The sequence below is a fragment of the Tumebacillus avium genome, assembly GCF_002162355.1.
GTDB classification, from domain to species: domain Bacteria; phylum Bacillota; class Bacilli; order Tumebacillales; family Tumebacillaceae; genus Tumebacillus_A; species Tumebacillus_A avium.
In genome coordinates this window covers 4,034,997-4,052,373 of the sequence record NZ_CP021434.1, presented here as the reverse complement: position 1 = coordinate 4,052,373, position 17,377 = coordinate 4,034,997, and the positions used below count along the sequence as shown (strand labels likewise).

Sequence of the window (17,377 nt, the reverse complement as noted above, 5' to 3'; positions counted from 1 at the left end):
GCTACCTGCGAATTATTGTTTGGCCTGGCGTACGGCGGCGAGTGCGTCTACATACCCTTTGCCCACTTCAAACTCCTGGTACCCCGGCATGGGGATCGCCGTGTTCTCGAGGATCGCTTTGGCCTGGTCGGGCGTAAGGTTCGGGTTGGCTTCCTCCATCAGGGCCAGCACCCCGGCGATGTGCGGCGTGGCCATCGAGGTGCCGCTCATCGTCGTCCAGTACGGGAGGTGCTGCAGCGGGATCATCGCCAAGTCGGTTTGCAGCGACAGAGGCGCGAGCACGCTTTGCTTCGCTTTGGCCGAGATGATGTCTACGCCCGGCGCGGTGATCGTCGGTTTGTAGACGCTGTCGCCCGGGATGCCGCGCGAGGAGAAATCGGCCAGCACGTTTTCATTTTTGTTGCCTGCCGCCACCCCGATCACCCATGGTGCGACCGAATACGGGTTGAGCGTGTTTTCGCCCGGCCCTTCGTTCCCGGCGGCAAAGACCACCGTCACGCCAGCGTCATGCAGTGCTTTGCTCGCCACGTTGATCGGGTCATTTGGGTCGTAAGCCCCAGTCGTGCCCCACGAATTGGAGACAACTTGAATGTTGTAGCGGTCCTTGTTCGCCAGCACGTAGTCCATGCCTTCCAGCGCCGTGGTGACGAGAATCGCCGCCCCTGAGGAAACGCCGATCAGGTTCGCGTCGGGCGCGACCCCTTTGTAGCGGCCATTGGTGGACGTGCCGTCTGCCGCGATGATGCCGGCGCAGTGCGTGCCGTGTCCGCCGAGGTTGTCAGAGTCGAGGACGTTTTCCACGTAGACCGGGTTGATGAACGTGGTGAGCAGATCATCGACAACTTTGACATTTTGCACGGTGCGCTTGCCAAACTGCAGGTCAGGGTGCGTCCCGTCGATGCCGCTGTCGATGACCGCCACGCCGACGCCGCGTCCCGTATAGCCGAGGTCGGGATCGCTCCAGACTTGCTTCGCCCCGATCTTCGCCACCGATTCTTCGAGGAAGTATTGCAGTTTTTTATCGGTATAAACCGCTTTTACGTTGCTGTTTTCGAGGCCAAGCAGGGCCTGGAGCTGCACCTTGGTCGCCGAGGTGATCACGATCGGCAGTTTCTTCAGCTTTTTTCCGGATGTGATGCCAAGCCCTGCCAACAGGTCGAGGTCAGACTGGGTCGGAGCTTGCTCATAGGTCAGGATCACTTTCAGCGAATCAAGATTGGTCAGCCCCGCCAGCGTCGAGAGCAGCGCCGGATCGACGATGGTTGCCGTTTGTGCATGAGCCGTGTGCGAACCGGTCAACGGCGCCCCGGACACCGTTCCCATCGTGAAAGCAGCCGCCAGCACGGCCCAAGCGATTTGTTTTTTCATCAAGAAAGCCCTCCCTTTATGTAAGAAGAAGTGTTTACATCTTAGTGAAGGGATGGCATTTTCAGAACTGGCGGAAAGTATAGGTTTCGCTCGCTAGATGCGGAACATCTCCCAGCCAAACATGGCGAGATACGACTTTACGCGGCCGTCTGCTCCGAGTTGGAACTCCAAGGTTTTGGCATGTGGCCCGACAAACAGGTGCGGAGCCACCGGCAGCAACGTCTCTTTGAAATCGGAGCCGTACTCCAGATCTTCGACGGTGAGCTGTCCGTCTTCCAGCGCGATCCGATAGGGGCCGAGGTAGAGATCATGCGCGTAAACGCCTTGGTACGCTTCCATCCAATGCGATTCCGGCCGGAACGACGGATCGTAGTTGATGCGATGGCAGCGGGTGTTGTTGACCATGACGTGCTTGCAAGGCTGATCCCCATTCGGCACGAAATGCACCAGCACTTCCCGCACGTTTTCTTCATTAAAGCCGGCATACTGGTCTTGGAACGGGCGCAGGGACAATGTTTTGCCGTTCACTGCGGCACGCAGTTCCTCCCCGTTCTGCTCGACGACGATCAGCCCGGCCGTGCTGCCGATGTACGCGCCCTCATAGGACGGCCAGAGGAAGCGGTCTGCTGCCCGGGTCGCTTTTTCCGCCACTTGATCGGAACGGTCGGGCAGCAACTGGTCGAGGATCGGCGCGATGACTTTGTCATGCGGGAACGGACGGTTGTTCATGATGACGACCGCAACGCCCTCCTCCGGCGCGATGTAGAGGTTGGCGCTGTAGGTCGTGATATCCCCGAAATGCGTGGAGAGCCAGACGCCGTTGCGCCGCACTTTAAAGAAGGTCAGGCCCAGCTCGTAGCCGATCGCCGATTGCAGTTCCACTTGCTGCGCGTGCATCTCCTGCACCGTCTCCGGGCGGAGCACTTCGCGCCAGGCATTCGTGCCGTCCTGCAAGTGCATGCGGACAAAATTGAGCAGGTCGTTTGCGGTCGTCATCAGGTAAAACGACGGATGATGCGCCACATTGTCCGGCATCTTGTGAATCACTTCATAGCCGCCCTCGGTCAGGTTGTGCGGCAACGCCAGCGGGTAGGTCATCGCGACCGCCGGGTCGTACGTCGAACGCTTCATGCCCAGCGGCTCAAACACCAGCTCCCGCACCAGATCGTCATAATACCGCCCGGTCACCTCTTCCGCGACCAGACCGGCGATGTCGATGCTGTGGCAGTTGTAATTGAAAAGCTCGCCCGGCTGCGAGTACAGTTTTGCCTGTGACAACACATCCCGCACGTAGTTGCGCAATCCTTGCGGATCGCGGCTGCCGAGGTACGTGCCTGCGTTGACGAAGCCTGCACGATGTGTGAGCAAGGTGCGCATCGTCACCTTGTCCGCAGCGTCCGGATCGCTCAGCGTCAACCACGGCACATATGCTGTAACCGGCGTGTCGAGATCGATCAGCCCCTGCTCGACCAGCTTCATGATCAGCGTGCCGGTGATCACCTTGGAGACAGAGCCAACGCGAAAGATCGTGTCGGCCGTCACCGGAAGGCCCCCATTTTCAGCGTCGGTCACGCCAAAGCCGCGCGCGAACAGCACCTCGTCGCCTTTGATGACGGCGATCGACAGCGCTGGCACTTTCGCCGCTTCCATCTCTTGTTGGATCAATTTTTCCAGTGCTTGTATGTTTAACATGGTGCTTCCTCCCGTTTGAACAGCCAGCCGCCTTGCATCACGTCTTCAATCACAAGTTCTAAGTCGACATTATTTAATAAGAAAACCCTTCATTTAAACAAAAAACTCTTCTATTTCAGTTCCAGAAACAATGGGCTCACGTTCAATCTATTAATTGGAAATACTACCAGTTTTCATAACAAGTTTCCAGTCCCATTTTTCCGAAAACACTTAACAAAAACACCTGTAATAAGCAGTATGATTTATCTATATTTTTCTATTGTTTAGAAAGGTGTTGAGAACTCTGTGTAGAATGCTTTAGCTAGTTAATTACAAGTTGTTGAAAGGAGATTTCAGCTGTGACATTTTCACGTCTGGCCGGATTATCAACAGCACTCGGCCTTGCACTGCTTGTCACCGCGCTTTTCCGGTTCACGCAGCCTGTGGTCTCCTTGTCGGACGCGCCGATCTTGCTCGCCTTATTTGTGCTGTATGCGATGACCGAATTTTTCAGGCTCAAGCGCAATCAGTTCGTCATCTCCTTGTCGCTGAGCGTAGACCTGCTGATCTTTTTAAAATTTGGTCTGGCTCCCGTCGTGTTGATGAGCCAGTTTATCATCTTTTTCGCGCGCTGGTACCAGGAGGGCAAACTGGAGTTCTGGAAAGCGCTCGCCAACAGCGGCATGTTCTTGTTGGCGGCGGGCATTGCGGCAACGGCGTTTTACCTGACGGGCGGTTCCCACCATACCCTGCTGCACGACAATTACATACCGCTTCTTACCTATATCTGCGTGCATTATCTCGCCAACCATCTCATCCTCAGCCTATACTTCCGCTCCCTGAACGGCACGCAGATCCAAACGTACTTGCTGCTGCATATGAAGTTCGACCTGTTTTCCACGCTGTTTGCGACCTCGCTTGGCGTCGTCGTGATCCTGCTCTATGAAAAAGACGGGCTCCAAGGGCTGTTGGCCTTCGGACTCCCGCTTGTGTTGTGCGTTTATGTGTTTAAGCTGTTCAACGATCTCTACCGCTCCTCGTCGCTCTTTCGCAACCTGACCCGGCTGACCGGCTATTTCTCCGGCGAGCTGGCGGCCGACGTGATGTTTGGCCGCGTGACCAAAGAGCTGCCGAAATGGTTTGACCGTGTGCAATGCGTCATCCTCGTGCGCGAAGACGACCAACTCGTCGTCCGCTCGCAATCGGACGGGCTGACCCAAGCTGAGGTGCAAGCGCTGGAAGCCTATCTGTCCGTGTATGTGCCCAACCCTGAAGCGCCGACGCTGCGCAAAGGGCTGCTCAACGACGCACTGCTCAGATTTGGCTACAACACCCTGCTCATCTCGCCGTTCAAAGGCACCGAGCGCCACGTCGGCTTCTGCTGTCTGCTCGGCACGAAAAAAAGCGAATTTGACGCGACCACGCTCGATGCGATCTCCATCCTCGCCAACCAGCTCACCGTCTCCTACCGCAACGCCATGCGGTACGCGAACATGGAGAAGCAGAGCTTGTACGACGAGTTGACCCAACTGCCAAATCACCGCTTCCTCGAGCGCCGTCTGGCCGAAGAGATGGAGCGGATCACCGATGCGCCGCTCTCCTTGCTGCTGATCGACCTCGACCATTTCAAACAAGTCAACGACCGCTACGGCCACCTCGCCGGCAATGCCGTGCTGGAGCGCGCCGCCCGCCTGTTCGAAGAGACGGTGCGCAAAAGCGACTTTGTCGCCCGCTACGGCGGCGAAGAGTTCCTCGTGCTGCTGCCGGGCGCAAGCGTCGAGATCGCAACCGAGATCGCCGAAGCGATCCGGGGGCGCATGGCTGCCGAGAAATTTGAAGTGCCGACGCTCGAAGGCGAAATGCTCCACATCGAAACGACCGTCTCAATCGGCGTCGCCGCCTACCCAAGCGATGCGGAAGACGGCCAGCAGCTGCTGCGCTACGCCGACCGCGCCATGTATTACGGCGCCAAGCGGGCCGGGCGCAACCGCGTGGCGGTGTACCGCCAGGATGATACACTAGAGGACGAACAATAAAAACCGCTTCCATCGCCGGAAGCGGTTTTTATTTCTTTTTCGATTTCAGCACCACTTCAAACGTGGCGACCACCAGAAAAAAGGCGAATGCAAACTGCATCCCGACGGCGACCGTCCAGACCAGCGGATCGTTCATGTCCAAGCGTCCAGCCCTCCCCCCACAGCCATGCTTGAGACATTCTATGCGCGAGGGCTGGCAAAAAGAAATGATACTCTTTTTCCCCTGCATCCAGTACAATAAAATTGACTGATGCGTCTAAAAGGAGTGCACATCCTATGACATATATGACCCAACTCAATCCCGCGACCGGCGAACTCATCACGGAGATCCCGGAAACCGATCCGGCCGCCGTGCATGCGGCGATGCAGCGCGCCCGCGCTGCTTTTCCGTCGTGGAGCCAGACTCCGCTCGCTGAGCGGCTGCGCTATCTGAAGCGTGTGCGCGAACATCTCGTGGATGGAATCGAGACCATTGCAAAAGATATTGCCAAAGCGACCGGCAAAGTCGAGATCGAAGCCGTGATGGCCGAGATCTTCCCCACCGCCGACACCTTGCATTACTACGAAAAAGAAGCAGCGAACATCCTCGCGCCCAAGCGCGTCAAAACGCCGATCCTCTTTTTCGGCAACCATTCCTACGTCGAATACAAGCCGATGGGCGTGGTCGGGGTCATCTCCCCGTGGAACTATCCCTTATACCTGTCGATCGTCCCCGTGCTTTCCGCGCTGATCGCCGGAAACTGCGTTTTATTTAAGCCCTCCGAAGTAACTCCCTTAGTCGGTGCCGTGATCGAAGACCTGTTCACAGCGGCCGGATTCCCGCCGGGCGTCGTACAAGTCCTGCATGGCGGCCGCGAAACCGGCCAGGCGGTTGTGGCAGCCAAGCCGGACAAAATCTTCTTCACCGGCTCCGTCGCGACCGGCAAAAAAATCATGGCAGCAGCGGCCGAGCACCTCATCCCGGTCGAGCTTGAACTGGGCGGCAAAGACCCGATGATCGTCTTCGCCGATGCCGACATCGACCGTGCCGTCAAAGGAGCGCTCTGGGGAGCATTTACCAATGCAGGCCAAGTCTGCATGTCGGTCGAGCGCCTCTACGTCGAAGAATCCGTCTATGACGAATTCGTCCGCAAAGCGGTCGCCGCCACCAAACAGCTGCGCCAAGGCATTGAGTACGGCTCCATGACATTTCCGCCCCAGCTAGAGCTGGTGCAGGAGCATCTCCAAGATGCCATCGACCAAGGAGCAACCATCCAATGCGGCGGGCGTGCCCTGCAAGAAGGCACGCTCTACTTCGAACCAACGGTCCTGACCGGAGTTACTCCCGACATGCGCATTATGCGCGAAGAGACCTTCGGCCCCGTCCTGCCAATCATGCCCTTCAAAACCGAGCAGGAGGCGATCACTCTCGCCAACGATTCCGAGTACGGCCTCAACGCCTCCGTGTGGTCCAAAGACCTCCCCAAAGCGAAGCGAGTTGCGTCCCAGCTCATCTCCGGCAACGTCTGCATCAACGATGTGATCACCACCGTCGCCAACCCGCACCTCCCCTTCGGCGGAGTCAAGCACAGCGGCATGGGCCGTTATCACGGCCCGGAAGGTCTGCATACCTTCAGCCACCCGACATCCATCATGGTCAACAAAGGCACCAAGCCCCGCGAGATCAACTGGCATCCCTACACCCCGGAACTGCATCAAGCCTTCAACACCCTGACCCAATTCTTATACGGCAAAAAACGTTCCGTCCCATTCCCAGCCCTCAAAAACCTAATCGGGCAGGTGCTCGGTACGTACCGTAAACCAAAAACAACAGCCACCACGACACCCACCACGCAACAAAACACCCAAAACCAGAACCTGCCAATGTAATCCACCCAAGCAAACACGAAAGGACTGTACTGAGAAACAAGCACAGTCCTTCCTATCAAAATAGCAGACACCAGCGGCCTACCGAGTACCTCATAACAAAAAGGACTGTGCAGCAGCACAGTCCTTTTCCCTTTCCCTATATACCGAGTGCCCGGCCAACTTGGGGGAGGGCGGGATATGCGGAAGTGGTGATCTTTGAATCTTTACCCTTCCGCTAAAAAGGTTTTACGGTTTTACTCAATCAAAGGGTGAAGATGAAACGTGAACCCGGAGCATGTCCCGCCCGGACCCGACCACCCAGCCCCCAACCTACATTGCCCTAAAACAACTCATCCAGCTCAAACTCTTCTTCCTCCACCACCTGCAACTGAGACAGCCGCACCTGAGGATCTTCAACCAACTGCTCCAACACCTTCACATACTGCCCCAAAAACCCCTCAACCGTCTCCCCGGCAAATCTCAGAGGATTAAACCGAGTCATCACCAAAACATCCTCTTCCCCTTCAAACACATCCACATGCAGATCCAGCTGAACCGAAGGGTCCCCCGCAAACCGATTGTGCACATAATCCCGCACATCCAGCCCCCAAGGACCAAACAGCTCCGGCAGCGAGCGATTCGTCAGCGTCACGCCCTCCTCCAGCACCATCTCATCCACATGCGCGTTCTGCCCAACAAACACCACATGATAAAGTGCCCCCGAAGCCATCCCCTTGGAGCGCAAGTCCTGCAGCACAAGGTCAAACGGATAATCCTGATGAGCATAAGCCCCCACAGCCGACTCCTTCACCCGTTCAATCGCCTGCAAGCCGCTCGGGTTGCCCGACAGATCCGTACGCATCGCAACCGGATTCACCAGCACGCCCAACACGCCTTCCAAATCCGGATGACTGCGTCCCGACAGCGGTGCGCAAACAGTTACCAACTCCTGACGAGCCACCATCGACAGCCAAATCTTATACCCGGCAAGCAACAACACATACATCGTCGTCCCTTGAGCGGCAGCCAACTCGCGCAATCTCCCGGTCAATTCCTTATCAACCTTCCAATTCCGCAAAAAGTCCGCCTCCACCACATCAGGCGGATTCGCCACCTCAAAATCATGCGGCAACCCAGGCGACCCAACATCAACTCTCAGCCGTTCCGCCCAATAAGCCCGCTGTTCCTCCAACTCCCCATTCGCCAGCAGCCGATTCTGCCACACCGCATAATCCGTATACTGCACAGCCGGAGCCAAAGTCTCACCCTGATACAGCATGCTCAAATCCTGCATAAACACCGCTTCCGACCAGCTGTCATACGCAATCGGGTGCAGTGTGATCACCAGCAGATAATCATTCTCCTCCATCTTATACAGCCCGGCGCGGAAAGCCGTTTCCACCCGCAGATCAAACGGAGTCCTCTGCTCCCGCCTGATCACCTCAGCCAACTGCTTCCACCGCTCCGCTTCCTCAAAAGATGTGAAGTCCACATACCCAATCGGCTCCACCAGCCGCTCCTGCACCACCTGCACCGGTACCCCTTCGCGTTCCGCAAACGTCGCCCGCATGATATTGTGGCGTGCACAAAGCGCCGCATAAGCATCGAGGAACCGTTCATGATCCAGCGGCCCGTCAATCCGTTTCGCACTCACCCCGCCACACGCATTCAACGGTTCAATCAGATACTGGAACCAGAACCGCTTCTGCGCATGAGACAGCTCATACTCCCCTTGACCGCCCAAGCGTTGGATCGCGGCCGGAGTGCCTTTTTCCCCGCTGCTCTGCAACTTCTGCACCTGTTCCGCCAGCCCCGCCACCGTCGGAGCCTCAAACAGCACCTTCAGCGGCAGATGCACCTCCAGCCTGCGGTTCACCCGTGACAAAATCCGAGTAGCCGTCAGCGAGTGCCCCCCGAGGTCAAAAAAGTTGTCATAAATCCCAACCTCCTTCACCTTCAGCAACTCCTGCCAAATCTCCGCAATCGCCGCCTGCCCTTCCGTCTCAGGAGCCGCGAACCCAACATGCAAGTCAGGACGCTCCTCCCCCGGATCGGGCAACGCTTTGCGGTCAATCTTCCCGGAAACGGTCGTCGGCAGCGCACCGTCCATCTTCACAAACCGCCACGGCACCATATACTCCGGCAGCCGTTCGCCCATAAACGCCCGCAAAGCTTCCGGCGTCACATCCGCTTCCGCCCCGGCACGCGGCACGCAATAAGCGGCCAACCGATACCCGTCACTGCCCTTAAACGCCTTCACCGCCGCCTGTTCCAGACCCGGATGCGTCGCCAGCACAGCTTCGATCTCCCCGACCTCCACACGCTGGCCCCGCACCTTGATCTGATCATCCATGCGTCCGAGGAACATGATCCGTCCATCGCGCCGGAAATACCCGCGATCGCCCGTTTTATACATCCGTTCCCCCGGCACAAACGGATCAGGCACAAACGCCGCCGCCGTCTTCTCCGGGTCATTCAAATACCCGCGAGCCAAACCTACGCCCGCCAGATACAAGTCGCCCGGCACACCAACCGGCACCGGCTGCAACTGCGCGTCCAGCACATAGCAGCGGTTGTTGTCGAGAGGACGCCCCACCGACACGATCTCCGTCTCCCGCGCATCCTCCTCCGTGCAAGTATGAACGGTCGAGTCGATCGACACTTCCGTCGCGCCCCACGTATTGTGCAGCTGACAGCCCACCTTTTCCTGAAACGAACGCACCAAGTCTGAGCGCAAGGCTTCCCCAGATGAGCCGACATGCCGCAGCGCCTTCAGCTTCGCGCGATCCGCTTCCGTCACCGCATCCACGAAAAGCGCAAGCATACTCGGCACAAACGTAATAAAAGCCGCCTGATACTCGATCGCCGCCTCCAAAATCGCCCGCGGGTCCTTATGCATCCCCGGCTCCAGCAACGCGATCCGTCCGCCGACCATCAGCGGCCAATAAAACTCGCACGCCGCATCGTCAAACGTCAGCGTCGTCTTTTGCAGCACCGTCTCTCCCGCCGCGAGCTGATAGTGCTGCTGCATCCAGATCATGCGATTCACCCAGCCCTTATGCGTCGAGCAGACCCCTTTCGGCTTGCCCGTCGAGCCGGACGTATAATAAATCGAAACAAGATGATCGGACGTCACCGCCGTAACCGGAGCATAAGTCGGACAGCCTTCCAGCGCATCCTCCCGATCCAGCTCCAGATACACAGCCCCATCCTGCGGCATCTTCTCCCGCAGATGGCTCTGAATCAGGCAAACCGGCGCCTTCGCATCCGACAAAATCTGCCCAATCCTCGCCGTCGGCGCATCCGTATCGAGCGGCACATAAGCCCCGCCCGCCTTCAAAATGCCGACCAGCGCCACCACCATCTCAAGCGAGCGCTCCAAGCAGACGCCAACCGCCACATCCGGGCCGGTCCCCAGCTCAATCAGCTTGTGCGCCAGTCGGTTCGCCTGCTCCTCCAGCTCCCGATACGTGATCTGCTCGGCCCCGTACACCGCTGCCACCGCATCGGGCGAACGTTCCGCCTGCGCTTCAAACAACTGATGCAAGAGCAACTCCTCATCAAACTCAACTTGCGTCGAATTCCACCCGAACAGCACCTGCTCGCGCTCCTCCGCCGTAAGCATCGGTAACGCGCCAATCTCCTGTTCCGGCTCCTGCACGATGCCCTGCAGCAAAATGCGGAAATGCGCCATCAAACGTTCAATCGTCACGTCATCAAACAAATCGGTGCTGTACTCCACCTGCGCCAACAGCCCGTCCTGCTCTTCCGTCATCATCACGGTCAAGTCAAATTTGGCCGTCCCGCTGTCCAGCTCCGTCACCGCTGCGGTCAGCCCCGGCAGCTCCATCTCCGCCATCGGCACATTCTGCAGCGCAAACACCACCTGACACAGCGGCGAAATGCCCGGACTGCGTTCCGGCTGCAGTTCCTCGACGAGACGCTCAAACGGCACATCGCCATGCGCCAACGCTTCCAGCGCCGTCACCCGCACTCGCGACAGCAAGTCGGTAAAGCGCGGATTGCCTTGCAAATCGCTGCGCAAGACCAGTGTGTTGACAAAAAAGCCGATCAGCTTTTCCACCGCCGGATGATTGCGCCCCGCCACCGGAGAGCCGACGATAATGTCCGTCTCGCCTGAATAGCGGTGCAACAGCGTCTGAAACGCCGCCAACAGCGTCATATACAGCGTCGCCCCTTCACGGCGGGACAGCTCCTGCAGCGCCACCAGCAACTCTTGCTCCAGCGTAAACATCTTCAGCTTCCCGCGCTGCGTCTGCACCGTCGGACGCGGCCGGTCGGTCGGCAGCTGCGCCACCGGAAGCGTGCCGCCCAGCTTGTCCTTCCAATACGCCAACTGCCCGTCCAACCTGTCACCCGACATCCACGATCTCTGCCACGCCGCATAGTCGGCATACTGCACCGCCAACTCTTGCGGCCGTTCTGCCGTCGCGCCCGTGAAATACCGATACCACGCAGCCAGCTCTTCATACACAATCCCCTGCGACCAGCCGTCCGAGATAATATGGTGCATCGTCAGCAGCAGCACCTGCTCCTCCTCTGCCACGCACAGCAAACGAGCCCGGAACAGCGGCCCACGGGCCAAATCAAACGCCGCAGCTGCTTCCTGCTCCGCCACCAGCGCCGCTTGCTCCCGCGTCACCGACTCAGCCTGCAGCTCCACCGCCATCGCATCCAAAATCACCTGCAGCGGCTCGCCATCCACTTCCGCAAACACCGTGCGCAGCGATTCATGACGGCGCACAATCTCCGTCAAAGCCGCCCCCAGCGCCCCAACATCCAATCGCCCGCGCAGTTCAATCGCTACAGGGATGTTATAAACCGCGCTGTCCGGCTGCAGCCGATCAAGGAACCACAACCGCTGCTGGGCAAAAGACACCCCGGCCGTCCCGCATTCCCCTTTCGGCACCGGCACTAACGCCAGCTCTTGCTCCAGGCCGGAACGTTCCGCCACCAGCCGCGCCACATCGGCCACCGTCTCCGTCTCCAACAGATCGCGCACCGTAAGCGTTGCCGACAGCCGCTCGCGAATCCTTGCCGCCGCCTGCGTTGCCTGCAACGAATGCACACCGAGCTCCACAAAGCGGTCTTGCATCCCGACCGGCGCAAAGCCCAGCACATCCTCCCAGACCTCTGCCACGCCAAGCTCTACCGCCGTCGTCGGCGCCACATACCCGGCCGACAGCTCCGGACGCCATTTTTCCGGCTGGGGCAGCCCTTTGCGGTCGACCTTGCCGTTCGGAGTCAACGGCATCGCCTCCAACAGCACATACCGCGACGGCACCATATACTCCGGCAAGCGTTCCGCCGCCACCGCCCGCAAGTCGTTCGCTGCGCACACCGCCCCTTTTTCCGGCACAACATACGCGACCAGTCGCTGCTCGCCCGGCACATCTTCGCGCAGCACAGCAGCAGCCTGGCGCACGAGCGGCGATGCTTCCAGCACACGCTCGATCTCCCCCAGCTCCACCCGATACCCGCGAATCTTCACCTGATCATCGGCACGCCCAACAAACGCCAACGCCCCGTCCGGCAGCAGTTCCACCACGTCTCCGGTGCGATACATCCGCGCCCCAACATCCTTCGAAAACCCATCCGGCAGAAAACGCTCCGCTGTCAAATCAGGCGCGTTGTGATACTCGCGTGCCACTTGCACGCCGCCGATGAACAGCTCGCCGGACTCACCCGGAGCGACCGGCCGCAGATCTTCACCCAACACATAAACGTCCGTTCCCGGCAGCGGCTTCCCGATCACATGAGCGCGCTCCGCCGCTTCCACACGCTGCAAAGTCGCCCATACCGTGCATTCCGTTGGACCGTATGCGTTCCAAATCTGCGCATCCGTCTCCAGCAACCGCTGTGCCAGCGGAGCAGGCAATGCTTCCCCGCCTGTGACCACACGCAGCTCAGGACGGCCCTTCCAGCCCGCATCGAGCAGCAGGTGCCAAGTGACCGGCGTTGCTTGCAGCATTGTCACGCCCTGCTCCTCCAATACCGTGCGCAGCCCGGCGCCGTCTCCGGCCAGTCCGCGCTCGCCGAGGATCAGCCGTGCACCTAGCGTCAACGGCAAATACAGCTCCAACACCGACATATCGAACGCAAACGAAGCGAGAGACAACTGCACATCGTCCTGTCCCATCTTCATCACGTCTGTAAATACCTGCAGCAAGTTATTAACAGAGCGGTGTTCCACTGCCACGCCTTTCGGCTTGCCGGTTGAACCCGATGTAAAAATCACATAGGCCAAACTGTCTGCCGATGCAGAACAACCCGCATTTTGGTCAAAATCTTCAGAACTTCCAGCCTGCAGCGTTCCCTGCAATTCATCCAGCCAGACGTTTTTCGCACCATGCTCCGGCAGTGCATCCTGCAAAGCATGTTGGGTCACCAGCACCCGCACATCGGCCATGCTCATGATGTGCGCCAAACGCTCCGCCGGATACGACGGATCGAGCGGCACATACGCGCCGCCCGCTTTCCAAATGCCCAGCAGGCCAACCATCATCCAGACCGAACGGTCTGCACAGATGCCGACCAGTTCCTGAGCCTCGACTCCGTTCGAACGCAATACTGCCGCCAGCCGGTTGGCCAGGGAGTTCAATTCCCGATATGTTAACGACTCGTCCCCGCTCACCACTGCGATGCGATCGGGCGTCCGCGCCGCTTGTTCTTCAATTAATTGATAGATGCAACGTTCGCTCATCGAAACGGCGACCTCCTCTAACACTGCAAACTCTTATTTTATAATAACAATAAATAACTAAAATAAAAAGCCACCAGAGGAAACCTGATGGCTTTTGTAAATCATTAACTTTTGGTTAGGCTGGTTGGTCGGCAGGTTTCGCATCTGCTGCCGGTTCGTCGTTGAAGCGCAGATTCATTTTAAAGAGCGGTAACGCCAACAGGATGCCAATAAAGAACAGCGCGGCCGAAATTTCGAACGCGGTCGTCAGCGAGAACGCCCCTTTTATCTTGCCGGCGATGCTCATCGTCACGACCATCATGCCCATAAACAGCGGGTTCAAGATCCCGTTGGCACGGCCGATAAATTCCGCCTCGGTCGTCTTGAGCATGATCGTGTTGATGCCGATGTGAATGCAAGGCAACAGCAGTCCGGCGAAGAACTGCGCCCCCAGCGTCAGCGGGAAATAGGTCGACCAGCCGGTGACCGCCGTCGCAATCGTCACCGCCGTCATCCCGATGACAAGCAAGACATGCGGCGGCACCTTTTTCGAGATCGCCATGACCAGTCCGCCGCCGAGCAGCATCGCAAAGCCGTTGGTCATCATCAGCCATTGCACATTCTCTTTTGGCATCCCCAGATTCTCCGTGACGAGGAAGATCGTCAGCGGCTGCATGATGCCCAGCGCCAAGCCCGCCGCGGCGAAGTTGCCGCCGAGGATTTTCAGCACCGGTTTGCCCATCACGTAGCGGAAACCTTCCTTCATCTCCTCAAAGATCGAAGTTCCCTTATCTTCCACAACTTCTTGCTTATCGGCCGGGATAAACGTCAACACGCCGGCCGACAGCAGGAACGCCACGCCCATGATCCCGATCGAGACGTTGATGCCGTAGTTCTGATAGACCAGTGTGCCGAGGAACGGCCCGATGATCATAAAGATCGACATCATCGTTTGAAACATCGCCATGCCCATCTGCATCTGATGCTCCGGAACATGCTGCTTAAACAGCTTCAGCATCGAAGGCTGCGAGAATTGCGATAAGATCGCCGACACCAGCGTCGCGAAAAAGATCGCTTGCCACATGCCGGTCATCAGTGTCGCGAGCACCGCAAACACCGACAAGGCGCTGAGCAGATCGGACCATACCATCGTCCGCTTCGGACGCCAGCGGTCCGCATAGGCGCCGCCGATAAACGAAAAGATGAAAATCGGCGCAAACTCGGCGACCGAAATCATCGAGACAGCGTTCTCGTTCCCTCCGGTCTGGTCCATGACGAACAGCAAGACCGCGAAGTTGCGCACCCAAATGCCAATTTGCAAAAACAATCCAGACAACACGATCACTTGTACGAATCGGTTGCGGAAGAAACTCGCCGTATCAGACACGTTCTTCCCACTCCCCCCACTGCAGCTTAACTTTCCATATCTTAGAATAGCTTCTGGTGATCGTTCTGTCTAGCGAACGGGACGTTGCGAAACGCCCGCGAGGAAGGTCAGCATAAACTGCACCGCCAGCCGCGATGTTACATTGCGCACATCGACGGTCGGGTCGATGCAGACAAAATCAAGCCCCTGCACCTGCGGCAGCGTGCCGAGGCGGTGCAGCGCATCCATCGCGTCCCACGGGTTCATCCCGCCTGTGCCGATCGCCGGACAACCCGGCGCGTAGGCCTGGTCGATCACGTCCACATCAAAACTTACATACAGCACATCGGTGCCATCTCCGGCAATTTCCAAAGCTTGGGTCAAAATCGCCTCCATGCCTTGACGATGCACATCGCGGGCAGTAAAGACGGTCACGCCGTGACCGGTCACATAATCGTGGTACGGCTTCGAGTTCATGAAGCCGCGAATGCCGATCTGCACGATGTTTTTCCCGCTGACGATGCCCGATTCCAAAATGCCGCGGAACGGCGTGCCGTTCGAGACGCCGCCGTCTTCGAAGTTACGCACGTCATGGTGCGCGTCAAAATGGATGATACCGACCTTTTTCCCCGGATGACGGTCGACGAACGCCTTCATCGACGGGCAGGTGATCGAATGATCGCCGCCAAAGATGATCGGGATCAGATCGGGCTGCTTTTGGTAAAGCGCACGCAGGCTTTCCTCGATCCGGCGATGCGACTCGGCGTTGTCGGTGACGTGCATCGCGATATCGCCCAAGTCACGGACGGGCAACGTCTGCAGGTCCACGCCGTATTCCAGCGAGTAGGTCGTAAACGATTTGAACGCTGTGCGGATCGCCGCCGGGGTCGTCGATGCGCCGGAGACGGAGATCGACGGCTTGGAGAGCGGAATGCCGATCACGCCTGCGATCAGCTCTTCCGTTCCGTCCCACTGGCTGATCCAGCGGGCGACTTTCGTTTCCATCTGGTCGCGAAACGCTGCTGCATCGGGCGTTTTCAAGTGCGGAATCTCGTGGCTCATCTACGCGTCCTCCCCGCTGTCGACGATCTGGCGTTCCCAGACGGCGACCTGACCGTTTTTGATCACGCCAAACGTGTGGTTGATGCCGAAATGGTACGGCAGGTACTGAATGTTCGGCGCGTCGAAGATCGTCAGGTCGGCACGCTTGCCTTTTGCGACAGACCCGATGTCGGTCGAGCGCCCCAGCGCATTCGCCGCATTGAGCGTGCACGCCGTCAGGATCTCTTCCGGCGTCATCTTCAAGTTCAGCGACGCCAAAGCGATGATCAACTGAATCGACTCGGTCGGGCAGGAACCCGGGTTGTAGTCGGTGGACAGCGCGACCGGCAAGTTGTACTTGTCGATCATGTCGCGGGCGCGGGCGTGGTTTTGCAGCCCGAGGTTGAACGAAGTGCCCGGCAAGAGCACCGGCGTCACGCCATTGTCGGCCAGCTCCTGCAAACCTTCATCGGTCGCCGCCAGCAGATGCTCCGCCGAAATCGCGCCGATCTCCCCGGCCAGCTGTGCGCCGCCCAGCGATTCGATCTCGTCGGCGTGAATCTTCGGCATCAGGCCGTTGCGCTTGCCTTCCATCAAGATGCGCCGGGACTGCTCGACGGTAAACACGCCATGCTCGCAAAACACGTCGCAAAATTCGGCGAGGAACTCATCAGCTACTTTCGGCAGCATTTCATTGACGATCAAGTCGACATACTCCTCCGTGCGCCCTTTGTACTCTGGCGGCACCGCATGGCCGCCCATGAAGGTCGAGACGATGTCGACCGGATGGGTGTCATGCAGACGTTTCGCGACGCGCAGCTGTTTCAGCTCATCTTCGGTGGTCAGACCGTAGCCGCTCTTCGCTTCCACAGTCGTCACGCCGTTCAAGAGCATTTCGTTCAGGCTCTTGCGCGCCTTGTGGTACAGTTCCTCTTCGGACGCGGCGCGGGTTGCTTTGACGGTGGAGAGAATGCCGCCGCCTCCAGCGAGGATTTCCAGATACGGCACGCCGGAGCGCTTCAAGGCCAGCTCGTGTTCGCGCGAGCCGCCGTGCACGAGGTGCGTGTGCGGGTCGACGAGGCCCGGCGTGACCAGGCGTCCGCCGACGTCGATCGTCTCGGCGACCGTCACGCCTTGCAGAGCTGCCAACACTTCCGCTTCTGTGCCGACGTGGACGAATCTTCCTTGGTGAATCGCCACCGCCGCATTTTCAATCTCGATCACTTCATTCATTTCCCGGCCAAATCGCGGGGCATCCCCAGGCGGCGTTACCAGCCGCCCGATGCCTTTGACCAACAGATCCAGTTGTTCCATGCTCATCCTCCTCCTCGCTCTGTGCTGCTA

The 17,377-nt window shown here is 58.5% G+C and carries 8 protein-coding genes; 2 read left to right on the top strand and 6 right to left on the bottom strand.

Annotated elements, in window-relative coordinates; translation table 11 throughout:
• Positions 1 to 12: 12 nt before the first annotated feature.
• Together CBW65_RS19055 and CBW65_RS19050 are read right to left on the bottom strand one after the other, a co-directional pair.
• Entirely contained in the window at positions 13 to 1,368 is a 1,356-nt protein-coding gene (locus CBW65_RS19055; RefSeq protein WP_087458185.1) for a S8 family serine peptidase, read from the bottom strand.
• Between the two features lie 93 nt (positions 1,369 to 1,461).
• The gene (locus CBW65_RS19050; RefSeq protein WP_087458184.1) at positions 1,462 to 3,060 is read right to left on the bottom strand and encodes a serine hydrolase domain-containing protein; all 1,599 of its coding nucleotides are present in this window, start codon (positions 3,058 to 3,060) and stop codon (positions 1,462 to 1,464) included.
• Between the two features lie 338 nt (positions 3,061 to 3,398).
• On the opposite strand from CBW65_RS19050, the gene CBW65_RS19045 reads away from it, so the two are divergent.
• Positions 3,399 to 5,075 carry a GGDEF domain-containing protein gene (locus CBW65_RS19045; RefSeq protein ID WP_087458183.1) on the top strand — a complete coding sequence of 559 codons (1,677 nt, stop codon included), beginning with the start codon at positions 3,399 to 3,401 and terminating at the stop codon, positions 5,073 to 5,075.
• Positions 5,076 to 5,351: 276 nt separating this feature from the next.
• A complete protein-coding gene (locus tag CBW65_RS19040) occupies positions 5,352 to 6,944 on the top strand; it encodes an aldehyde dehydrogenase family protein (RefSeq protein ID WP_087458182.1) in 1,593 nt (530 codons plus the stop codon).
• Between the two features lie 319 nt (positions 6,945 to 7,263).
• Here CBW65_RS19040 and CBW65_RS19035 read toward each other — a convergent pair whose 3' ends face one another.
• The 4 genes from CBW65_RS19035 to hutI form a co-directional block, all read right to left on the bottom strand.
• Positions 7,264 to 13,647 (bottom strand): non-ribosomal peptide synthetase, encoded by a 6,384-nt coding sequence (locus CBW65_RS19035; RefSeq protein ID WP_087458181.1) that lies wholly within the window; start codon positions 13,645 to 13,647, stop codon positions 7,264 to 7,266.
• A 115-nt stretch (positions 13,648 to 13,762) separates the two neighbouring features.
• Positions 13,763 to 15,013 carry an MFS transporter gene (locus CBW65_RS19030; protein ID WP_087458180.1) on the bottom strand — a complete coding sequence of 417 codons (1,251 nt, stop codon included), beginning with the start codon at positions 15,011 to 15,013 and terminating at the stop codon, positions 13,763 to 13,765.
• 69 nt (positions 15,014 to 15,082) lie between these two features.
• Positions 15,083 to 16,054 carry a formimidoylglutamase gene (gene hutG, locus CBW65_RS19025; protein ID WP_087458179.1) on the bottom strand — a complete coding sequence of 324 codons (972 nt, stop codon included), beginning with the start codon at positions 16,052 to 16,054 and terminating at the stop codon, positions 15,083 to 15,085.
• Entirely contained in the window at positions 16,055 to 17,347 is a 1,293-nt protein-coding gene (gene hutI / locus CBW65_RS19020; protein WP_087458178.1) for an imidazolonepropionase, read from the bottom strand.
• Between the last annotated feature and the right edge of the window lie 30 nt (positions 17,348 to 17,377).